Origin of the sequence: Bacillus sp. ISL-45, assembly GCF_018613195.1 — a bacterium.
Classification (GTDB): domain Bacteria; phylum Bacillota; class Bacilli; order Bacillales; family Cytobacillaceae; genus Mesobacillus.
Map to the genome: position 1 here is coordinate 226,390 of NZ_JAGGQQ010000001.1, position 21,903 is coordinate 248,292.

Genomic DNA, 21,903 nt, shown 5'->3' on the forward strand with positions numbered 1-21,903 from the left:
ATTTTTTCCGATAAATGTCGAATAATACATTCATCAACCTAAAGGAGTGACAATTTTTGATAGCGAAACGCAGAACAACCCCACGGAGAATCCTCGTTAATGAAGCACTACTGCGCAGACTTCCTCCAAACCATCCAAAGAGGCCAGATATTCTTAAAGATTTGCTGATTAAAAGAGCAGGATTTAAAGGCGAACAGGATATGGATTATTACCTTAGCCTGTTGAACGAAAACGATTTTTACATCCTCCCGGATCTCCGCATTTCACTTGGCGCGAACTACTTCCAAATTGATTTCCTTCTTTTATCAACCAAATTCGCTCTGCTGATTGAAAATAAGAATATGCCTGGAATAATAGAATTTGACCCTGCCTTCAAGCAAGTTTTCCGAACGTATAATGACAGCACGGAAGTTTACGACTGCCCGGTCGACCAGGTAAAAAGACAAGTCTATCAATTCAGGAACTGGCTGAAGAAAAACAATATCAACTCTCTTCCTCTAGAATTCCTCGTCACCTATAGCAATCATGGCTCCATCCTTCAAAATCCCAGTAAAAATCAAGAAGTTTATAATCGAGTTTGTAAAGGAGGACAATTGGTCTTTAAAGTAGACGAATTTCAAAATCGTCACCAAAGAGAGGTTCTATCGATTAAGGATGTAAAAAAGTTAACGAAACTGCTGATTAAGAGCCACGAACCGGAGAAAGCTGATATTAGCAAGTATAATCTATCCCCATCTGACATCATCCCAGGTATACAATGTCCGTCGTGCGAGCAATTTCTCATGGAGAGAATCTCAAGGAAATGGTACTGTTCCCATTGTAAAACTACCTCAACTAACGCACATCAACAGGCTATTCTTGATTATTTTTTGCTGATTGGACCGACGATGACAAATAAACAATTGAGAGGTTACTTACGCCTGCCGTCACGGAGTACTTCTACAATCTTATTGAGGAATATGGGCCTACAACATACAGGTAGTACGAAAAACAGAGTATATTATCAAGCATGATTATAACCTCCTCTTCCTTTTGGCTGAGGAGGTTTTTCCATTATTAGGATGACGGTGCAATTCCGGCAATTAACTGTGCAATAAAGAAGAATGAGCGTGCAATCACTCTAGTTGACGGTGCAATTAGCTTCAATTACGGCGCAATTTTGACGTTTGACCGTACAATAACCCAAAATTCAATCAGACTAGCAGCTTATTAAGCGCAACAATCCCCCGCCAACCCGGCGGGGGACTCCCAAAAACTCATATTCAGTTCGGTTTACTCACCCAAACTCAACTTAGACCTCAAATAAGCATCAATAAACATATCGATATCCCCATCCATGACTCCCTGCACATTACCTGATTCGGCACCGGTGCGGTGGTCTTTTACCATGGAATATGGGTGGAATACATAAGACCGGATTTGGCTGCCCCAGCCGATTTCTTTTTGCTCGCCGCGGATTTCATCCAGCTCGGCTTGCTGCTGCTCGATTTCGCGCTGGTAAAGCTTGGCTTTAAGCATCTTCATCGACGTTTCACGGTTCTTGATCTGTGAACGCTCTGCCTGGGAGGAGACAACCACACCAGTTGGCAAGTGTGTGATCCGGACGGCTGAGTCAGTCGTGTTGATGTGCTGTCCGCCGGCGCCGCTTGCACGGTACGTATCGATTTTCAAGTCTTCCGTACGGATTTCGATCTCGATTTCGTTGTTGAATTCCGGCATCACTTCGCAGGATACGAATGAAGTATGACGGCGTCCTGAAGAGTCAAATGGTGAAATACGTACCAGACGGTGCACGCCTTTTTCTGCCTTCAAATAGCCATAAGCATTGTGGCCGTTTATCTTCAATGTGACACTCTTGATTCCCGCTTCGTCGCCTGGCAGGTAATCCAGCGTCTCCACCTTGAAACCGCGCTTTTCCGCCCAGCGCGTGTACATACGCAAAAGCATCGAGCCCCAGTCCTGGGATTCCGTTCCGCCAGCACCCGGGTGAAGTTCAAGAATCGCGTTATTTTTATCATGTTCCTCGCTTAAAAGAAGCTGTAGCTCAAACTCGCTCATGCGCTCCTTGAATTCCACAAGCTCCTTCTCCAACTCTTCCCGAAGATCAGCATCGTCTTCTTCTTTTACAAGCTCATAGGTCAAATCGAGATTTTCATAGGTCTCGTTCAGCTCGTTAAAAACATTAACCTGTTCCTTCAACGCATTTGCTTCGTTGATGACAACCTGTGCCTTCTGCTGGTCATCCCAGAAGTCCGGCGCAAGCATGCCATCCTCTAGCTCAGCGATTCGCGCTTCCTTATTTTCAAGGTCAAAGAGACCCCCTGAAGTCCGCTAATTTCTTAGCTGTTTTCTCAAGCTCATTCCTGATATCTGCTAATTCCATATCATTCACCTCAAATGAAAGTTAATTACTATTATACCTTATTCTATGCAGCAAGGAAAAAGAGAGCCGGTTACCCGCGCCCTCTTGTAGTCTCTTTAACGCATCACCGCACCGGGGGTCTGACCCCCGGTGCGGTAGTGCGGTGAAGCAAATTTTATTCTGCTTTGCCGCAGCAGTTTTTGTATTTCTTGCCGCTGCCGCAGATGCATGGGTCATTACGGCCTACATCCATTGATTTGACGACAGGCTTTTTCTTAACTTTGCTGCCTTCGCCTTCTTTTGGATTCACCGCGTGGCCTTTTGCTACTTCCTGGCGCTCAAGGTTGCTGCGGATTTCCGCTTTCATGATATATTTCGCCACATCGTCTTCGATAGATAGTACCATGTTCTCGAACATCGCGAAGCCTTCATGCTGGTATTCGCGCAGCGGATCGATCTGGCCATACGCACGCAGGTGGATACCCTGGCGCAGTTGGTCCATCTGGTCGATATGGTCCATCCACTTCGAGTCAACCGAACGAAGCACGATAACTTTTTCAAACTCACGCATTTGCTCATCTGTCAGCATTTCTTCTTTTTCATTATAGCGTTCTTTCACCTTCGCCATGATGGCTTCGATGATTTCATCCTGCTCTTTGCCGCGAAGGTCTTCGACTGTGATGTCGCCTTCATGTAGCAGGTTGCCGTTCACATAGTCCATGATGCTGTTCAAATCCCATTTTTCCATATCCTCGCCGGCTGGCGTATGGGCAGAGACATTGCGCTCCAATGCGGACCTGATCATTTTTTCAACGATGTCGCGTAGGTTGTCAGACTCAAGTACCTCATCACGCTGCTTGTAGATGATTTCACGCTGCTGGCGAAGGACATCGTCGTACTGAAGCAATTGCTTACGGGCATCGAAGTTGTTGCCCTCAACACGTTTTTGCGCAGATTCAACAGCCCTTGAAACCATCTTGCTCTGGATTGGCTGGGTGTCATCCATACCAAGACGCTCCATCATCGTTTTCATATTGTCAGAACCGAAGCGGCGCATCAGCTCATCTTCCATTGAAAGGTAGAACTGCGTCACACCAGGGTCTCCCTGACGTCCGGAACGTCCGCGGAGCTGGTTATCAATACGGCGGCTCTCGTGGCGCTCTGTACCAATAACAGCTAGGCCGCCAACTTCTTTCACGCCCTCGCCAAGCTTGATATCCGTACCACGGCCCGCCATGTTCGTCGCGATCGTAACCGCGCCTTTCGAACCGGCTTCCGCGATGATTTCCGCTTCACGCTCATGGTTTTTCGCATTCAGGACATTATGCTTGATGCCCTTTTTAGATAAAAACGCTGAAATGATTTCCGAAGTTTCAATCGCAACTGTACCAACAAGAACCGGCTGGCCGGCCATGTGACGCTCAGCGATGTCATCGGCTACAGCCTTGAACTTCCCTTGCATCGATGCGTAGATTAAATCCGGACGGTCGTCACGCGCGATTGGACGGTTCGTCGGAATCACGACAACGTTCATATTGTAAATATTGCGGAATTCCTCTTCCTCAGTCTTCGCTGTACCGGTCATACCGGAAAGCTTCTCGTACATACGGAAGTAGTTTTGGAATGTGATTGTGGCAAGCGTCATGCTTTCGTTCTGGATCTCAAGGCCTTCTTTTGCCTCGATTGCCTGGTGCAAGCCTTCGCTGTAGCGGCGGCCCTTCATCAGACGGCCAGTGAACTGGTCAACGATAACGATCTCACCGTCCTGGACGACATAATCGACATCCTTGTGCATGCTCGCCTGGGCTTTCATCGCCTGGTTGATGTGGTGAAGCAATGTCACATGCTTGATGTCAAAAAGGTTTTCGATACCAAAAGCCTTCTCGGACTTCGTGATCCCTTCCTCCGTCAGCTGGACACCCTTCGTTTTTTCATCATAGGTATAGTCCTCTTCACGCTTCAAAGTGCGCACGAATGCGTTCGCCTGAATGTATAGCGCCGCAGACTTTTGCGCAGACCCGGAAATGATCAATGGCGTACGCGCTTCATCGATCAAGATGGAGTCAACTTCATCGATGACACAGAAATGCAATGGACGCTGAACCTTCTGGTCTGAGTAAAGCACCATGTTGTCGCGCAGATAGTCGAAGCCGAACTCATTGTTCGTACCATAAGTGATATCAGCACGGTACGCTTCTTGCTTTTCTTCCTTCGTCATGCTGTTCAGGTTCAAACCAACAGAAAGGCCAAGGAACTCATACAGCTTGCCCATCTCAACGGCGTCACGGCTAGCGAGGTATTCGTTGACCGTGATGACGTGCACACCGCGTCCAGTGATCGCGTTCAGGTAAACCGGCATTGTCGCTGTAAGGGTTTTACCTTCACCAGTCTTCATCTCGGCGATATTTCCCTCATGAAGGGCGATACCACCCATCAGCTGGACCTTATAAGGATACAGGCCAAGGACACGCTTGGCACCTTCACGGACAACTGCGAATGCTTCGGTCAGCAAGTCATCAGTAGACTCGCCGTTCTGGTAACGGTTTTTGAACTCATCCGTTTTTTCCCTCAGCTGGTCATCCGACAGCTTTTCCATATCGCCTGCAAGTGCATCGATTTGATCTGCCATTTTCGTCAATTTCTTAATATCGCGTTTATTCTGGTCGAAAATTTTCGCTAAAATCCCCATACAGACGCTCCTTTTATCTATTGAATCTTGTTGTATTTTATAATTTGATTGTCGTAAAAAATTGTCCCAAAGAAAAAAGATTCGCTGTTAACGCACCGAATCCCTTTTAGAAAAATTCGATTTATTTCTTCTTACTATTCTACCACTTACAAAAGGGAGTGACAACCAATCGGATAAGGCGAAAAGTCCCACTGCCATCAGACAGAGGGACCCCATGTATTATTGATTTTTCATAAACTCTAAAACTTCGAGGTCGATTTTGCCCTTCTCCTGCTCTCGTTCTTCGAAGTTTTCAGTGTGGATATAGGCAATGAGCGCTTTGTGGAGTTCTTCGTCGTCAGCTGGATCCGCCTTCAGGTAATCAAGACGCTTGAGATGCTGGACGACTGTTTCCCTGATCTCTCCATCTACTGTCACAACGTTCTCAGGCTTTGCTTTTGCAAAATAAAGCTGCTGCAGTCCGTATATGCGAATCAGTTCGGTGATTGGTTCCGGATGGTCATCAACACGAAGATCGATGTAACGATCGTTGTAGCCGCCATATCCGCCCTTCTCCTTGACGACAAGAAGTGCCGCTGACTGCTGGCCTCTGCTGTCACCACCCGCTTGCTGGCCGGCGTTGAGGGCCTGAAGCAGCCGATGCGCAAGCGATCCTGCCGTCGACTCAAAGGTTTCAGCCATCGCCTTGACAGTATTTTCATCAACTAAAATATTGCCCTGCGCCGCGAAATGCTTGCCTGTCACTCCACCTGCCCAGTCATAGCAATATGTACCTGTAAAAGTTGCTGGATTCCCTCCTGCGTCAATCAATCCGACCTGGCGCATCTCCTTGTCCGGATCGTCTTTTGTGATCAACTCCATCACTTCTTCAGCTGCTTTCCCCTGAGCCATCAGCTCCAGCGCCTGAGGGCCATATGCTGTATTGGCGTAAGATTGGGTCGCCACGGCACCCACTCCAGCCTTCGCGAACGGAACAACTGCCCCGACTCCAAGAAATTTAGATTGTACGGCAATTCCCCATTCTTTTTCCTGCGGATCATAGCCTACGATTGAAAATGTCATTATGTATCGCCTCCTGTAAAAATAATTTCGGCATTCGGTATAATTTTTCCTTCAAAAGAACATATTAAAACCCACAGCCAATTTCTGACTGTGGGTAGAGTTTAAGATTATTTAACTTTATTGAGCTTCAATCAAACCATAGCGTCCGTCGTTACGCTTGTAAACAACATTTGTTTGGTTTGTTTCAGCGTTTGTGAACACGTAGAAGCTGTGGCCCAGCATGTTCATCTGCAGGATCGCTTCCTCGCTGTCCATTGGCTTCAGGTCGAAGCTCTTAGTACGGACAACTTCAAGCTCTTCATCTTCTTCAACCTGCTCAACTTCTGTGAAAATCGGAGCGTAATCCTTCAGGCTTTCCTTTTCACGGAACTTGCGGTTGACCTTTGTTTTATGTTTGCGGATCTGGCGCTCAAGCTTATCAGTGATCAAATCGATCGCAGCATACATATCTTCATGAAGCTCCTCCGCGCGAAGCACAAGGTCCTTCATCGGAATCGTAATTTCAACTTTTGATTTTTTATCCTGGTAAACTTTCAGGTTCACGTTCACATTGGCATTGGGTGACTCGGTAAAATACCGGTCAAGCTTCGCAACCTTCTTCTCTACATACTCTCTGATTGCTGGCGTTACCTCAATGTTTTCTCCACGAATGTTGTAGTTCATAGTGGACTCCTCCTTTGGGATATGACTATGTATTACTAATTCTATTTTACCCCAAAGAACTCCTGCAAAAACAGTCTGAAGATTTGACATTTTTATGTCTGTTTTTACCGTCGGAATAGTGGATAATTTGTTGAGGCTTGTCCGAATATGGGAAAACCGCCCTAATAGGCGGTTTAGTTGCGTTTATCATAGAACATTCCATCAACAGATACGGAAGCATATGGGTTCTGGTACATATCCGATTTTTCCTTACGATTCTTCAGATCCTTCAAATCCTTCTGGATCAGTGTTTTCTCTTTAGCTAAAAGCATATCCAGCTTTCGGTTGATCATGATTACTTTTCCAGCTAAATCATCTTCTTCAGGATTCGGGCGTTTAATTTCTTTCAATAAAACATCCCGTTCAGCGAGCAGCTTATCCAGGAGCAGGATTTTTTCATCCCGGTCAAATGTGCCTTCAAGCACCTGTATGAGCTTTGCTGTTGTTTCGTAAAATTTTTCAAGCGGGCTCATTACACTCTTCCGTCCGGGGAGAATTGTTTTTGTCTGTTAATTTGGATAACTTGCTTCCAGGTATCACGGAATTCCGTCACAAGGCCTTCCACTTCATCCAGGATTTCAAGGTCATTTTGAATATTTGCTTCTACAAGCCTTCTTAGCATGTAATCATACATGCTCATCATCTGTTTGCCGACCTCGATATCGGGATTTAATGTTACCATCAGCTCACGGATAATGTCCTGGGCTCGTAATATACTATTATTTTTATCTTGGATGTTCTTTTCACCTATTGCTTTTTTCGCCTGGTGTATGAACTTCAAACATCCATTATAAAGCATCAAAGTCAATTCGCCCGGTGAGGCTGTGTTGACGGAGTTTTGCTTATAGGATTGATATGGATTTGGTATTGCCATCATTCCACGTCCTCTCTAACATTAGCCGCTATAGAACTGCGACATCAGGTAAGCAGATTGTTCATTCGCCTTCTGGATCGCTTTTTCCATTGCCGTGAACTGGCGCCAGTAGCGGTCTTCGACTTGTATCATGCGATCTTCAAAACGATTGATCTGCTTGTCAATCGAAGTCAGATTCCTGCCGAGCGTGAACTGGGCGTTTGTGCGCATTGCGTTGCCGGCACGGCCTTCGATAGTTGTAATTGTTTCCTTAATGGTCGCTCTTAATTTCCTGGCGATTCCTTGCTCACTTTCTACTGCACTTTCGTTTGTAAAAAGCTTATAGATTGCATTTGGATCATTTTTTATGGCTTCACGAAGTTTATTTTGATCAATGACAAGCTTTCCGCGGTCAAGATAGTTCTTTGAAGTGGTAATTCCTATCTCAGCTAACTGGTCAAAATTATTGTTAACTGTGTCCGTGTCATTGCCTACCCTTGCGTACAAATCGGTACGCATCTTGGTTAAGGCACTTGATAGAATGGAATCATTGCGGAGCATCCCGCTTTTCGCTCTTTCATCCCACATTTCCGCCTGTTTTTCAGACATTCCTTCTCTTTCCTCATCAGAAAGCGGCTGATACTTGCGGAAGCGTTCCTCGGTAACTTTTGAATTGATTCCTGCAATGGTTTCATTGTATTTGTTCACGAAATCGGTAATCGATTTAAAAACTGCTTCTTCATCAGTGGCTGAGTTGACTGAGACAGTGTTCGTGCCTGTTGTTTGCTTCAACGTGTATTCAAATCCGTTGATGACGAAGGTATTTGTTGGACGTGTAGTGGTCAGTCCATTGATGGTGAATTCTGCGCTCGCACCCACTTTACCCCTTGACGCCCCTGCTGCAAGATCACTTTCTGTATCAAGGTTAAGCTGACTTGTAAGAAAATTACCAGAAAGCTTTATTTCAGAACCTGCTGTGTTATCTCCAGAGTTTTTAGCTGTAAGGGAGACCTTTCCTTCAACTGAATCGTAGAAAGCGACAACTCCAGCATTGGAATTATTGATTTTATCAATGACAGAATTCAGTGAATCATTCGCCGGGTCAATCGTAATTTGAACTGGAGCTGCCGGCATGCTGCCATCCTTGCCGATTGCTTCAATCGTAATCGTGGTATCTGTCAACACAAATGGCGTATTAAAATTATCCTTCTGGTCTGCCAGCTTTCCGTTCGGGTCGAAGCTTGCATTGCCGATTCTTGCCGAGCTAACCATATTTGCTGATTCTGCAAGCCTGCTTACACTTATACTGGAGTTCAGGTTTGAAGTCGCATTGATGTTACGTACTGAAACCGCTGCTTCATTCGAAGTAGTAACTGTCTTCTTCGTAAATGTCGACTGGCGGAATATGCCATCAAATATGGATGTATCAAGGTCTGCGAGCAATTTATTCATCGCCCGGTAATCGTCGCGCTGCCATTCAATGATCTGTTTCTTCTGATGCAGCTTGTTCAATGGGATTCTTTCCGCTTTCATTAAGTCGCCAACCAGCGTATCGATATCCATGCCACTTGCAAGGCCGCCGATTCTTACCATAATTTCTGCACCTGCCTTTAAATCTTTTTATCTACTATTAGTCCTAGGAATTCGGTCATCGCCGCGTAAAAATCAAGCATCTTCTTCGGCGGAATCTCTCTGACGACTTCCTTAGTTTTTTCATCCACGAGAGTGACATAGTATTCCTGCAGCTTCTCATGATATTGAAATTTCAATGAAGTCTGGCTTTGTCGGAGGTATTTATTCAATCCCTCAACTACACCTTCAAGTTTCTCTTTTGGAACAGCCTGAAGCCCTTCCTCAGCAGGAACAAGGCCCGGATTCCTTTCGGGTTCGGCCTGCGCACCGATGTTATCAATTTTCGTCTTAATCGTTTCGTAGATGTATGTACTAGGTGTATCTGAAGAGAGACGGTTAATCATGCTATTGCCTCCTCTAAAGCGCATATTATATTTAATATATCGGCCTGTTCTCTGGAACTCTTTAACTTTTTGTGAAAAATAAAAAAGCTTCCTCACATGGAGAAAGCTTTACGTATAAATATTGATGAGCATACCCTGGATTTCGCCGACAAGGCCCAATAATTCGATGCCGGTTTTTTCTTTGTCGAGAGTGTTGTTGGTTAACTCAATAAGTTTGCTGTCTACTTCTTTTACAAGCTTGTAAATTTTTGAGGAACCACGCTGGCTGAAGCCTCGGTGCTCTTTAAGCTCAAGTCCGTTTTTTACCGCGTCCTCCATAAAATCTTTAACAAGTTTTTTATACTTTTTCAGGTTCTCGACTGACCTTGTATCTACCAGTTTCTTTCCCTGATCCTCAATCTCTTTCATTTTTTTGCTCAAACGTTCAAAAGTAACATCCGTGCGACGCTGGCTGACTACTTCACTGAATGAGATTGAATCCTTGGCGACTTGCTCCTTCATTCCAACTTTATTGATAGAAGCTTTCCCAACACGTTGTATATCCATCGTACACACCCTTATACTAATCTATTAATTCCATTATAGCCGATATTTAACATAAAAAGGGAGAGGCAATTGCTGCCTCTCTCCTATGAATATTATTTAAGCAGCTGCAGAACTCCCTGAGGCATCTGGTTTGCCTGTGAAAGCATTGCCTGCGCAGCCTGGTTCAGGATGTTATTCTTTGTGAATGTGGACATTTCTTTTGCCATATCAAGATCGCGGATACGAGACTCAGAAGATGTCACGTTTTCAGTCATTGTTCTCAGATTGTTTACTGTATGCTCAAGACGGTTCTGAATTGAACCAAGACGAGCACGCTCGGATGAAACCTGCTGGATAGCGTCAGAGAATACTGTGATCGCAGCCTGCGCTTTTTCATGAGAAGTTACGTCTACTGCGAATTCCGTGCTAGCAGCTGAGACACCATTATTTACTGTAGGAGCCTCTGTATACCATACAGACTTCACTGTTCCATCCGCCATTGTCACTTGTTTTTCGCCTGCTCCATCAGCACTTACCTTCAGGGCTTGAGCACGCATATCGTTAACTTCCAAAGATACTGCCTGTCCCGCATTTGCGCCAATTTGGAAGTTTAGAGAGTTTTCTTTTACAGCTAACATATCAGTGACTTCAAAGCTAAATGAACCTTCTTTTAACGCAAGACTGTTCAGGCTTAATCCATCTGTTACATCAAATGCGAGTACGACTGGGTCAACACCGTCTGCAACATTTGGTGCTACAACTTGCTCAACCCCACCCATTTCTACTGAATACTGATAGAATTGCTGTGCTCCAGGTGTATTGAAAGTGATTTTATCCCCGTCAGCCATATCTACTGAGGCAAAGTGGAATGAGATGCCATGATTATCATAAAGTGCCGTTTCTGCAACTGTATCTGTGATAGTTGGCGCAGTACCAGCAGCTGGAGTGAATTCTACTTTCCAATTAGTACCGCTTTTAGTTAGGCTCCAGTCACCTGCTTCAGCAGCCGTAGTAACTGTGATTGGCTGTGTGAATGTTACGACATTATTGCCTGTGTTTGCTGCAGCAAATCCTTGCTGCAGTGTTCCTACTGTAGCGGATTCAGCCTCAATTTTAAATTCAGCTTTGTCTCCAGCTGCGAAACCAGCAGCATCTTCAATTCGGAAAGAGATTCCGTGATTATTATACTGTTCACCGATTGTGTAAGTATCATTGATAGTTCCTGAGCTGTCTTTTACGCTAAATGTATTTACATCAATTGTTTCAAGAGTAATTGTATCATTTAGAGCTGGAGCAGGATTTCCCTGGCTGCGGTCATAATTAATGCCGTTACCAGTAAAAGTAAGGGTTCCAGAGCCTGTAACTGTTAGGTCACTTGTAGAAAGTTCAACAACATCTGTTTCTGCTCCATTAGGGAGATAAGATCCCGCAGGTGACTTTAATACATTAATAGTATAATTTCCTGGTTCGATTTCACTGCCTACCGTAAGAGCCATTCCTGTTAAGGCATCAGTTTTGCTGATTGCTCCATTTGCGAAAGTTTTCTCTCCATTTGGAGCAAGGCTATTGCTTCTGCTTCCATCAAGCAATGAAGCACTGTTGAACTCAGTAGAATTTCCGACTCTATTAAGCTCTGAAGTCAGCTGGTTTACTTCCTTCTGGATCTCTGCACGGTCTGTATCTGTGTAAGAGTCGTTCGCTGCCTGTACTGCAAGTTCACGCATACGCTGTAAAATCTCATGTGAAGAAGATAGTGCACCTTCTGCAGTCTGGATCAAGGAAATCCCATCAAGTGCGTTTCTTTCTGCCATTTCCAAACCGCGGATCTGTGAGCGCATTTTTTCAGAGATGGCGAGTCCTGCTGCATCGTCAGACGCTTTGTTGATACGGAGGCCTGAAGATAATTTTTCAAGGCTTTTAGCTGTGTTTGTATTGTTGACCGCCAGATTGCGGTAAGCGTTCAGTGCGGAAATATTATGGTTGATTCTCATTTTCTATTCTCCCTTTATCTCTCTTTAATTTGGTACCCTCATTACACTATTTTCATATGCTGTCACTTTTCGTACAGTACTGGATTGAGATACATTCACTTTCTTTCTCAAAACATCGTTCCATGCCTGTGCGATGGGTTGGATCAAATTGATCATTTCTCTAAGAAGGGATGTGTCCTTTCTCAAATTCGCCTGGACAATCTGGTCAGCCATATAGTTATACAGCATGTCAAGCTGCTGCCCAATCGGGCCAGCCTCATACTTTAAACCTACTCCAAGCCTATGTAAAATATCATTTGTCCGCTGCAGCTTAGCATTTGCCTGAACATAGGACTTTTCATTGATCAGATCAATTGCCTGTTCCAGGTTATCGATGATCCCTTCATAAAGAAGGGCCGTTAATTCCTGGGGGCTTTTCTTGAAGATGACGTCTTTTGTCAGTGCCTCCATCTTATACCTCCGTAAATGGTAACTATTGTTTTTATCGGACATGCCCGCCGAAGTTTAATAGTTTCTTTCTAATTCTTCCAGTAAAAGAAATATCTCGGCGACAACTCCATATAATTGGGGAGGAACGGAATCTCCAAGGTCGATATCGAGCAGGTTTTGGAGCAGGGAAGAATCCTCCTGGAGATGGACATTGTTCTTCTTCGCGAGCTCAATGATCTTTTCTGCAACTGCACCAGTTCCCTGTGCAACGATCGTTGGAGATTTCCCTTGCTCTTCGTCATATTTGATAACAGCCGCAGATGGCCCATTCGCCACTCTGCGATTGATTTGGTTAAAATGAAGATTATTCATATCGTGAAATCATACCCTTTCTCTGTAAAAGCAGGGGTTAAATTCTGTTTTTCTTCACCATTTGATTCAGATTGGACCTCGGCCAGCTTCTTCGATTTCAAGCCCTCAAGCTTGTACCCAATCTCCTGCAATCGTTCCGCTGACACTTCTGTCAAAGGGGTAAGCTTTTGTTCGAGGTTTTCCTTATTGCTGTTAAAGGTGATCGAGATATTGCGGTTTTGCGCAGTGACAAGGATTCCAACCTCACCGAGTTTCTTGGTCTCAAGGACAAAATAAAGACTGCAATTTTCCCAATCAATTTTTTCCCCGGACTTCTGAGAGTTGATGAACACCTTGATATTTTCCATATTTTGATTAAGCAGGAATGGCATTTGCATGAACAGATTTTGCATTCCTGTAGAATCCTGTTTATTTAAAAGCTGCTGGCCGGTCAGGCTTGAGAGGGCCTGCTCTGCTTTTGCCTGGCCTTCACCTTCCTGGCTCATTTGTATCAGCAGTGATTTAACATTCGGACTAAGTTCCTCTCGATTGCCTTTAGAACCAAACACCAGATTGTTTGCCGCATCATTTTCATGTGTCAGTCCCAATCGTTTCAGTGATTCAAATACCTGGCGAGAGGAATAATTCTGCTCAGGAATCGGCCTGACTGCCTGCTTGATGCTGTAGGCCAGTTGCTCATCCATCGTTGCCGCCGACTTTAAAAAGCTTTGTTCATTCACGAAGTTCTGGACTCTTGTTGTCGATGGTTTAAAAATAATTTGATCAAGGACAGTTTTCACATCTTTTACAATTTGGCTCGCCTGGCTGAAATCGCCCTTCGCCAGAAGGTTTCTCGCTTCATTCAGACGAGAGCTGGCATTCAGCATTTTTTTCTCAGTCAGCATATCTGTATACAGCATGAAATTACTTTTAAGAATGGCATGATCGAGCTTATTGATAGTCGTATCAAGCATCTGTCTCGCCGCGACCTTGCTGCCGTTTTGTTCAATCAGGTTCGAGATATTATCCAGATTCCTGGTGATGTCCTGTTTAATCTTTTTAAAATCGATCGCCATTTGCGAAAGTTTTTTGGATACCTCCGTAACCAAAACGGCCTTTGATTGCAGTCCCAGCGTTTGCAGGGACTCATTGATGGCGTACTGCTCAGCCTCTGTGAGCGCAAGCGGGTCAACAATTTTTTGTAAAATCGGATGCTGCTTCTCGAGCTGGCTGACTGCTTCTGCTACTACTTTTCTGGCCGCAAGCTCCCTGCCTTGCTCCGAAAGAAGCTGTGCTTTTTCAAAAGTAGACTTTAATTGCGTTAAATCGATTGTATCTTCAAAACTCTCAATAGCCCGGCCAATACTTTGCAGCATTTTCTCGATGGAGGATTCCTTTTGAGCATCTTTTATCAAAGAGTGAAGGTTTAATAGATTTTGGCCAGTTTGCTCTTTATCGGCTTCTAAAACAGAGTCCAGGCTGCCGAGTGATTGAGCAAGCTTTGACACAGAAATTTGCTGCAGCTTTTGGCCATCTGCCAAAAGTTGCGCCGCTTTGGTTTTGTCTTGAACTTCATTAGCCTGGTTAATACGCTCTGTCCCAGCTTCATGAATTTGCAAAGCCTTGAGGATCTCCTGTTTTAGCGTCTGCATTTCTGCATTAGACTTGTTGCCCGCTTCAGCAACAAGTCCTTGTATTTCTTTTGCAGGGATGTTCCCCCTCTTAATTTGCTGCAGTACTTGTTCTATATTTGAATGGCGTGCACCGCTGTTTGCTTCCTGCCTCACAGGCGCAGTCTGGGATGGTTCTGGCTTAGCTATTGGCTGTGGAGAGTCAAACTTGATTGCATTTTTAGCTGTAAGTTCAATCAGCGCATCTTTAAGTGCTGGTCCATGCATCGCCGAATGGATGGACCTCAAATGCTCAGCTGTCACCGGCAGACTCTTTTGGGCAATCACTTTTACCGTTTCCATCTTTTCTGGTATGGTTCCTGGGGCCTCATTTATGAATTTCTGCAAGACTTGAAGGCTATCTCTTGATAAAGGAATAGACTTGGCATCAAGTATGTTTACAGCATTCTTCAAATCTATGTTTTTAGCTGGATCGATACCAGCCTTTGAAAGGCGTGCATCGATGGTTTGGCTTTCTTGTGTTTTTACGGGTGCAGGAGCAGACGCCTGTCTTAAGATGACCTTCCCTTTTTCAGGCATACCAACGACTTCAGCAAGTAAGCGGTCTGAAGCAGGAATAGCGCCCTCGAACTGCGCCTTATACTCCTGGCCCTTCAGCTGCACTGTCGCCTCATTGGCCCCAGCTCTTTCCTTGATCATGACAGGGGTAATGTCCCCGAGCTTAACCTGATTCTGGCTATCGCTTATCTGTCTTGAAACCGTATGATTTGTTATCTGCATCATGTCAACACACTCCGAACATATAAATCTACTATTTGTATCGGCTTCTATCTGATTTTTTGAATGTGAATATATGACTAGATTGCTGGGAATGTTTGCAATATTAGAATGGAAGACAATTACCTGCAGAAAGTAAAAGAAAGGCTCCTCATATCGAGGAGCCTTTTGCTGTGTTCTTATTTTACATCGACAATAGCCGAACCTACCACAAGGTAACCATTATCTAGATATGCTCTGAATTCCAATTCTGCTTTACCTGGCTTCCAGTCAAAATCCTCGCGCTCGAATTTGAAATGGCCTTTATCCGCTTGTCTAAACAAGCCGTTATTATCAACCTTAGGAGCCACTCCATTTAATGTTGCTGTAGGAACATCGAATGAAGAACCAGCAAATTCAGCTGGCAGGTTCGCCTTGACAGTGAAGATGCCTTTGTTGCCTTTGATTACTTTCGGCAGCACTTCAAGAGTTGCCGGGATGTAGACAACGAATTCTTTTTCAACTTGTGTTGTCCAGCCTGCGTGGTCAGTGACTTCGATGCTTAGCGTATAAACGCCTGGCTGGTCGAGAGTTATTGTGTCTCCATTTTTGTAGGTAACACCGTTAATCGTCACTTCTTCGCTTGCAACGCCAGAATGTTCGTCGGCTGCAGTGTACGAAATTGCGAACTCGGAACCAAGTTTATACTCTTCCTGCAGGTCCGCAGAGATCGTTGGTGCTGTTTTATCGACTTTAACTTGAGTTGTAGTAACTACTTCTTTATTTCCAGCTTTATCGATGCTGAAGTACACAACCTCATTAATGCCTTCTTTTGATACTTCAAAGCTTGTACCTTCAATGAATTCTGAGCCGTTGATTGAATAGTATGTTTTGTCTACTGTGCTTAAGTTGTCAGTTGCATTCAATTCAACCTTGAAGGTTTTGTTGTACCAAAGATCTGAGATATTGTCTGCGGTTACTGGATTTTCACTGTCAATATTAACAGTTTGTATTTGAGTTTCTTCAATGTTGCCTGCATTGTCGACACTGTAATAGGAAACTTCGTAAATGCCGTCTGTTTCAAGGATGATTTCATTACCTTCAGTGTAATTCTCACCATCTAATGAATAGTAAGTTGCCGCAACTCCGCTTAAGTCATCTATTGCAGGCAATTCCACTGTTACTACATCTTGATACCACTTATCTTCAATGTTAGAAGATGTCACTGGGGCCTGGCTGTCGATTTTCACTGGCTTAGATTGAACATCTTCAACATTGCCGGCGTGATCAACGCTGTAAAACTTCACGTTGTGAATTCCGTCGCCTGATACTGTAAATGCAGTACCCTCAGCAAAATCATTTCCGTCTATAGAGTAGTAAGTCTTAGCTACTCCGCTCAGCTGATCCGCTGCAGATAACTTCACCACCACATCTGCCGTTGCCCAGTTATCACTGAGATCCGAAGATATTTCAGGCTGAGTCTTGTCGATTTTAACTTCAGTTGTTTTAACTACTTCTTTATTGCCTACCTTATCAATCGAATAGAAAGATACCTTGTGGACTCCTTCATCTTCAACTGTAAAATTTTTGCCTTTAATGAATTCTGATCCGTTTACCGAATAATAAGTTGACGCAACTCCTGTTTCATTATCGGTTGCTGATAATATAACAGTCACATCCTCATTCGTCCAATCTGATGAAACATCAGATGTCGTCACGGGTGCTTCCTCATCGATGATCAATTTTGCCAGGACCGTCTCAGATGGCTCTGATTCGCCAAATGAGTTGCTGTAGGATGTTACATAGTATAGGTGGTTGGCATAGGTTAAGTTTTGCAGTTTATAAGAAAGATTATTAACTTTCTCAGCAATCAAAACCGGTTCTCCATCAATCAACTCATAAATATTGTAGCCATTGGCGTACGCAACAAAGTTCCAGGTAATAATAGCACTTGTCTCGCTAGTAAGCTTTAGACTAGCAACTGGTGCCTGCATTTCCGGATAAACGATATTTTCAGTCCATTTGTTTGAAGCAGGCGACTGGCCAAATCGGTCACTATAAGCGACTACTTCAAATGAATGTGTTTCTTCTGTAAGGTTATACACAGCGTATTTCAGGGCATTCCCCTTATAAAGGAGCTCTCGATTTTCGCCAACAACCTTATAAACCTGGTACCCGTTTGCCCAGGTTACCTGTGGCCATGTAAAAGTAATATTATTTACATTAACAACATTTCCTGTCAAGACTGCAGGCTGCATCTCTGGCCAAACCAATGTGAACTCTAACTCACTTGAATTTGGTGACTCATCGAAACGATCACTATAAGAATGAACTTCATAGTGATAGTCTCCTTCGGCCATGTTTAAAAAGGAAACAGAAGTCCCGGTCACCGTTTTGATTAATTCTTTTGAATCATCCTTAACTTGATAGATGTTATATGATTTTGCAAAAGTAGACTTTTCCCATTTTAGGATAATGTCATTTCCATTGTTAATGATATAATTCAAATCCTCAGGAGCCTGCATGATAGGGTGTACTAAAGGGATCGTTAAAGTGCTTGCTGTAACTGACTCTCCAAATCGATCACTGTAAGAGTGAACTTCGTAGTTGTAGTCCCCTTCCGGCATATTGGTAAAGGATACAGAAGTTCCAGTAACAGTTCTTAATAGCTCCTTTGTTCCATCAACTACCTGATAAATATTATAAGATTTTGCGAATTCAGCTCTATTCCATCTTAAAATGATGTCATTTCCGTTATTAATAGTATGATAGACATCTTCTGGGGCTTGCATGATTGGGAAGATTAAAGTGAATTCTACTGTACTTGCCTCAGCAGACTCCCCAAATCGATCACTAAATGCTGTTACCTGTAATGTGTAATCCCCTTCTGGCATGTTTGATAACACAGTTGATGTACTGCTTACTGTTCTCAACAACTCTTTTTCATCGTTTTTAACTTGATAGATATTATAGGATTTTGCAAATTCTGCAGTGTTCCATTTTAAAGAGATATCATTTCCGTTATTAATAGTTTGTGTTAGGTTCTCCGGTTTTTGCATCTCAGGAAAATCTACCACTGCTTCCACTTCTGTTCCCTCAGGTGATTCGCCAAAGCGAGTGCTGAAAGAACGGATGACGTATTCATGCTTTCCTTCAATGACGTTAATAAGGGTTTTCTTTGGTTTAGCTGATGATGAAACTGTTTCTTTTAATACCTCATTGCCATCAATTAACTCATAAATATTGTAGCTGGTAGCATACGTAACAGCATCCCAGGACAATACAACATCATTGCCATTCGCGATTAAAGCAGTTAATCCTTTAGGCTTATCCATAACCGGATGAATCAAAGTGATATTGGTATGAGCTCCATCTGGTGATTGGCTGGAGAAATATGAGTAAGAATGAATTACAATTTCATAATCTCCTTCTGGCTGATTGGACAATGTAGCATAGTTTCTATTTGATGTTGTTAATAGCTTTTTCTCACCATCAATTATTTGATAGATTTTATAGCTGGCAGCGTAGTCCACTGAATCCCATTCCAGTTTGATATCATTGCCGTTCAGGATAATATATTTTAGATTTCCCGGAGCCTGCATGACATAACCATCAAGAGTGACCTCTACCTTGCTTCCAAGTTTTGATTCTCCAAATCTAACAGAGTAAGCATACACTTCATATTCATACTTACCAGCTTCCATGTTGCTGTACGAAATACTTGTACCCGAAACAGATCTTTTCAGTACTTTTTCTCCGTTAAGAATCTGGTACACATTATAGCTGTTTGCATATTCAGCCTTATCCCAGCTCAATGTAAAACTAGTTGGGTTTGTCACAGCATATTCTACATTGGCCGGAGGAACAACCTCTGGATGTTCAAGAGCAGTACTGATTTTAAGTCCTTCATTGGATTCTCCAATGCGTAAATTAAAAGCGTGGATTTCATACTCATAATTACCTTCCGGCTGATTTGTGTATGTTTTAGTCGTTCCAGTAATCGAATCTTTTAAGATTTTTTCTCCATTAATATATTGATAGATATTATAATTGCTGGCATTAGTCACTGAATCCCAGCTTAGGGTTAAATCATTTCCATTCTTGATATTTACTGAACCATTTTGTGGCGCATCAAGCTGGTAAGTTTCAACTGTAACGGTTATCTTGGCGCTTTCTTCTGATTCACCAAAGCGGTCACTGTATGAGTGGATTTCAAAATGGTAGTCGCCACTCTCTTGTTTTTGATAGTTTATATAATTCCTTGTAACTGTATCCTTGGGCACTTTTTCTCCATCAACAATTTGATAGACTTTATAGCTGTCAGCAAAATTCACTTGGTCCCAGCTAATATAAATATCATTAAAGTTCTGCACTTTTGCAGTAGCATTAGGGGCTTTCATTACTACCGTACTAACTGTTAGTGATATTTCACTGCCTTCCTCTGACTCACCAAAGCGATCGCTGAAGGAATGAATGATATATTGGTACTCACCTTCTGGCTGATTAACTAGCTTCAAGCTTGTAGAAGTAACGGTTTCTTTTAATACCTTTTGTCCATCTCTCACCTGATACACATTATAGCCATTCGCAAATGGAACACTGCTCCACTTCAAGGTTACATCAGTTCCATTTGAAATAGTGAAAGTCGGATTCGCAGGCCTTGTCATAATCGGGTGAACAACTTCAGCAGATATTGAATCTGTAAGTACTGATTCACCGAAATATGGGTTAGATGCAGATACAGCATATGTATATTTACCTGCTGCAGCATTTGTATTCTTGTAACTATTTGAAGTCGTGGTCGTAAGCAGATTAGATTCACCATTTTCCAAGACTTCAAAAATAGAATACTCTTGAGCATATTTAGATGACGTCCAGTTAAGGACAATATCATTACCATTTTGGATTTTATAAGACAGATTAGTCGGTGCTTCCATTGAAGGATAAACAACATTCAGAGTGATCGGAGCTGATGGCCCTGATTCGAACTCCCCGCTCAAAGTGGATATTGTATAGGTATAACTTCCTTCTGGCAGATCGTATATGCTATAAGTATTCGTTTTAACTGTACCAAGTAAAATCAATTGGCCCTCTTGAATTTCATAAACATTATAGCCAGTCGCTCCATATACAGCATTCCATGTGAGTTTTACATCTTCAGGGGATGGATTCACGTAAGCGAGATCAGTAGGGGGCAACATACTGCTTGCTTGGTTGGCAAATGCTGATCCAATCGGCAAAACCAATTGAGCAATTAGCAGCATAACTACTACTAGAGACGGGATCTTAAATAATCTCTTAAACATTTTTTATCTCCTTTTCCGAAAAAAGGGCAAACAAAAAGACCTTAACAAGGTCCATAGAAAAAACACTATGTAATCCTTGTGGCAACCGGCTGCCATCCACCTAAATAACTAGAAAGGTAGAACAGGCCCGTGGCTTTGCGTCCTATAGTTTCCCATAGTTTGCCTTTTTCACTTATATTTACCTATATACTAATCTACTTCCCTGAAGATTAATATAGGTAATTAGAACTATATGAAGTGTATATTTAACTGATTTTGTGAAAACGAATATAATAAAAGAGGGTTGTCTTTGACAACCCTTCTTATTTTATATTGTTCAGTTTCTTCTTTTTTCGGATAACTATAGTGCTGATTTCCTAGCATTCCTACACTTGCGATTAGAACCTGTATTGTTACTTATATTTTCTTGACCTGCACATTGATGACCGTCTCTACTCCACCGTAAGTTACAGTAACGGTTGAGGTAAGTCCATCTATAGCAAGATTTGATGCTACAATTGCCCCATTACTAATTACAATTCGGTTGTAACTACTCACATACTTAGTTGTACTATCAAGCGTTACATCCTTTGTCGTTCCATCACTCATATTTGCTGTGATTGTGAATGGCACACTTTTGCCCGGGGCCACGGTAATGTCGGCCGGGCTGGCTGTCAGGCTTTCCAAGATGACTTCTGTTTTCTTCACCAGTACATTGATGGCCGTCTCTTTTCCTCCATACGTGACGGTGACCGTCCCGGTCAGTCCATCCGGAGCCGTATTGGAGGCTACGATTGTTCCGCTGCTTCTCACGATCCGGCTGTCACTGCTCACATACTTAGTTGTACTATCAAGCGTTACATTCTTTGTCGTTCCATCACTCATATTTGCTGTGATTGTGAATGGCACACTTTTGCCTGGGGCTACGATAATGTCGGCTGGACTGGCTGTCAGGCTTTCCACGATGACTTCTGTTTTCTTCACCAGTACATTGATGGCCGTCTCTTTTCCTCCATACGTGACGGTGACCGTCCCGGTCAGTCCATCCGGAGCCGTATTGGAGGCTACGATTGTTCCGCTGCTTCTCACGATCCGGCTGTCACTGCTCACATACTTGGTTGTACTATCAAGCGTCACGTTCTTTGTCGTTCCATCACTCATATTTGCCGTGATTGTGAATGGCACACTTTTGCCTGGAGCCACTGTGATGTCCGTGGGATTTGCTGTCAGGCTTTCCACAATTACTGCTTGTTTCTGCTGTAAAATACTGATGGCCGGTTTTTTTCCCTCA

The 21,903-nt window shown here is 43.4% G+C and carries 16 protein-coding genes and 1 riboswitch; of the genes, 1 reads left to right on the plus strand and 15 read right to left on the minus strand.

Annotated elements, in window-relative coordinates; translation table 11 throughout:
- Positions 1-56 precede the first annotated feature (56 nt).
- A complete protein-coding gene (locus J7E35_RS01130; protein WP_214776365.1) occupies positions 57-1,013 on the plus strand; it encodes a nuclease-related domain-containing protein in 957 nt (318 codons plus the stop codon).
- Between the two features lie 259 nt (positions 1,014-1,272).
- On the opposite strand, the gene prfB is transcribed toward J7E35_RS01130, so the two are convergent.
- The 15 genes from prfB to J7E35_RS01210 form a co-directional block, all read right to left on the minus strand.
- Positions 1,273-2,383 (minus strand): peptide chain release factor 2 gene (prfB, locus tag J7E35_RS01135; RefSeq protein WP_192469968.1). Its coding sequence is split into 2 segments (ribosomal slippage): positions 1,273-2,310 and positions 2,312-2,383, totalling 1,110 coding nucleotides; the frame shifts between segments, so codons are not numbered across the junction.
- Positions 2,384-2,537: 154 nt separating this feature from the next.
- Entirely contained in the window at positions 2,538-5,051 is a 2,514-nt protein-coding gene (secA, locus tag J7E35_RS01140; protein ID WP_214776366.1) for a preprotein translocase subunit SecA, read from the minus strand.
- 219 nt (positions 5,052-5,270) lie between these two features.
- On the minus strand, positions 5,271-6,113 hold the full coding sequence (locus tag J7E35_RS01145; RefSeq protein ID WP_214776367.1) for a DUF1028 domain-containing protein: 843 nt from the start codon (positions 6,111-6,113) through the stop codon (positions 5,271-5,273).
- A 117-nt stretch (positions 6,114-6,230) separates the two neighbouring features.
- Positions 6,231-6,776 carry a ribosome hibernation-promoting factor, HPF/YfiA family gene (hpf, locus tag J7E35_RS01150; RefSeq protein WP_214776368.1) on the minus strand — a complete coding sequence of 182 codons (546 nt, stop codon included), beginning with the start codon at positions 6,774-6,776 and terminating at the stop codon, positions 6,231-6,233.
- A 173-nt stretch (positions 6,777-6,949) separates the two neighbouring features.
- Positions 6,950-7,288: a flagellar protein FliT gene (gene fliT / locus J7E35_RS01155; RefSeq protein WP_214776369.1), complete on the minus strand. Its 339-nt coding sequence runs from the start codon at positions 7,286-7,288 to the stop codon at positions 6,950-6,952.
- On the minus strand, positions 7,288-7,689 hold the full coding sequence (gene fliS / locus J7E35_RS01160; RefSeq protein ID WP_214776400.1) for a flagellar export chaperone FliS: 402 nt from the start codon (positions 7,687-7,689) through the stop codon (positions 7,288-7,290). The genes fliT and fliS (J7E35_RS01160) overlap by 1 nt, the downstream gene beginning before the upstream one ends.
- Positions 7,690-7,710: 21 nt before the next feature.
- A complete protein-coding gene (locus tag J7E35_RS01165; protein WP_214776370.1) occupies positions 7,711-9,261 on the minus strand; it encodes a flagellar hook-associated protein 2 in 1,551 nt (516 codons plus the stop codon).
- A gap of 17 nt (positions 9,262-9,278) precedes the next feature.
- On the minus strand, positions 9,279-9,644 hold the full coding sequence (flaG, locus tag J7E35_RS01170) for a flagellar protein FlaG (protein ID WP_214776371.1): 366 nt from the start codon (positions 9,642-9,644) through the stop codon (positions 9,279-9,281).
- A gap of 108 nt (positions 9,645-9,752) precedes the next feature.
- Positions 9,753-10,190 carry a YaaR family protein gene (locus J7E35_RS01175; protein WP_214776372.1) on the minus strand — a complete coding sequence of 146 codons (438 nt, stop codon included), beginning with the start codon at positions 10,188-10,190 and terminating at the stop codon, positions 9,753-9,755.
- A 92-nt stretch (positions 10,191-10,282) separates the two neighbouring features.
- Positions 10,283-12,160, minus strand: coding sequence for a flagellin N-terminal helical domain-containing protein (locus tag J7E35_RS23420; protein ID WP_285290753.1), 1,878 nt, complete (start codon positions 12,158-12,160; stop codon positions 10,283-10,285).
- A gap of 24 nt (positions 12,161-12,184) precedes the next feature.
- Positions 12,185-12,610, minus strand: coding sequence for a flagellar export chaperone FliS (gene fliS / locus J7E35_RS01190; protein WP_214776373.1), 426 nt, complete (start codon positions 12,608-12,610; stop codon positions 12,185-12,187).
- Positions 12,611-12,664: 54 nt separating this feature from the next.
- Positions 12,665-12,961, minus strand: coding sequence for an EscU/YscU/HrcU family type III secretion system export apparatus switch protein (locus J7E35_RS01195; RefSeq protein WP_214776374.1), 297 nt, complete (start codon positions 12,959-12,961; stop codon positions 12,665-12,667).
- A complete protein-coding gene (locus J7E35_RS01200; protein ID WP_214776375.1) occupies positions 12,958-15,354 on the minus strand; it encodes a hypothetical protein in 2,397 nt (798 codons plus the stop codon). Before J7E35_RS01200 ends, J7E35_RS01195 begins: the two co-directional genes overlap by 4 nt.
- 173 nt (positions 15,355-15,527) lie before the next feature.
- Complete coding sequence (locus tag J7E35_RS01205) at positions 15,528-20,633, minus strand: OmpL47-type beta-barrel domain-containing protein (protein ID WP_214776376.1); 5,106 nt, start codon at positions 20,631-20,633, stop codon at positions 15,528-15,530.
- A gap of 77 nt (positions 20,634-20,710) precedes the next feature.
- Positions 20,711-20,807, minus strand: a riboswitch (cyclic di-GMP riboswitch).
- A 222-nt stretch (positions 20,808-21,029) separates the two neighbouring features.
- Positions 21,030-21,903 (minus strand): hypothetical protein (locus tag J7E35_RS01210; protein WP_214776377.1); only part of this gene is annotated, 874 nt, incomplete at its 5' end.

Coding starts and splice junctions, on each gene's coding strand:
- J7E35_RS23420 (WP_285290753.1), bottom strand. CDS start 12,160: ATGAGAATCAACCATAATATTTCCGCACTGAACGCTTACCGCAATCTG.
- flaG (WP_214776371.1), bottom strand. CDS start 9,644: ATGATTAACCGTCTCTCTTCAGATACACCTAGTACATACATCTACGAA.
- J7E35_RS01175 (WP_214776372.1), bottom strand. CDS start 10,190: ATGGATATACAACGTGTTGGGAAAGCTTCTATCAATAAAGTTGGAATG.
- J7E35_RS01165 (WP_214776370.1), bottom strand. CDS start 9,261: ATGGTAAGAATCGGCGGCCTTGCAAGTGGCATGGATATCGATACGCTG.
- secA (WP_214776366.1), bottom strand. CDS start 5,051: ATGGGGATTTTAGCGAAAATTTTCGACCAGAATAAACGCGATATTAAG.
- J7E35_RS01145 (WP_214776367.1), bottom strand. CDS start 6,113: ATGACATTTTCAATCGTAGGCTATGATCCGCAGGAAAAAGAATGGGGA.
- hpf (WP_214776368.1), bottom strand. CDS start 6,776: ATGAACTACAACATTCGTGGAGAAAACATTGAGGTAACGCCAGCAATC.
- J7E35_RS01200 (WP_214776375.1), bottom strand. CDS start 15,354: ATGATGCAGATAACAAATCATACGGTTTCAAGACAGATAAGCGATAGC.
- fliS (WP_214776373.1), bottom strand. CDS start 12,610: ATGGAGGCACTGACAAAAGACGTCATCTTCAAGAAAAGCCCCCAGGAA.
- fliT (WP_214776369.1), bottom strand. CDS start 7,288: ATGAGCCCGCTTGAAAAATTTTACGAAACAACAGCAAAGCTCATACAG.
- J7E35_RS01195 (WP_214776374.1), bottom strand. CDS start 12,961: ATGAATAATCTTCATTTTAACCAAATCAATCGCAGAGTGGCGAATGGG.
- fliS (WP_214776400.1), bottom strand. CDS start 7,689: ATGGCAATACCAAATCCATATCAATCCTATAAGCAAAACTCCGTCAAC.
- J7E35_RS01205 (WP_214776376.1), bottom strand. CDS start 20,633: ATGTTTAAGAGATTATTTAAGATCCCGTCTCTAGTAGTAGTTATGCTG.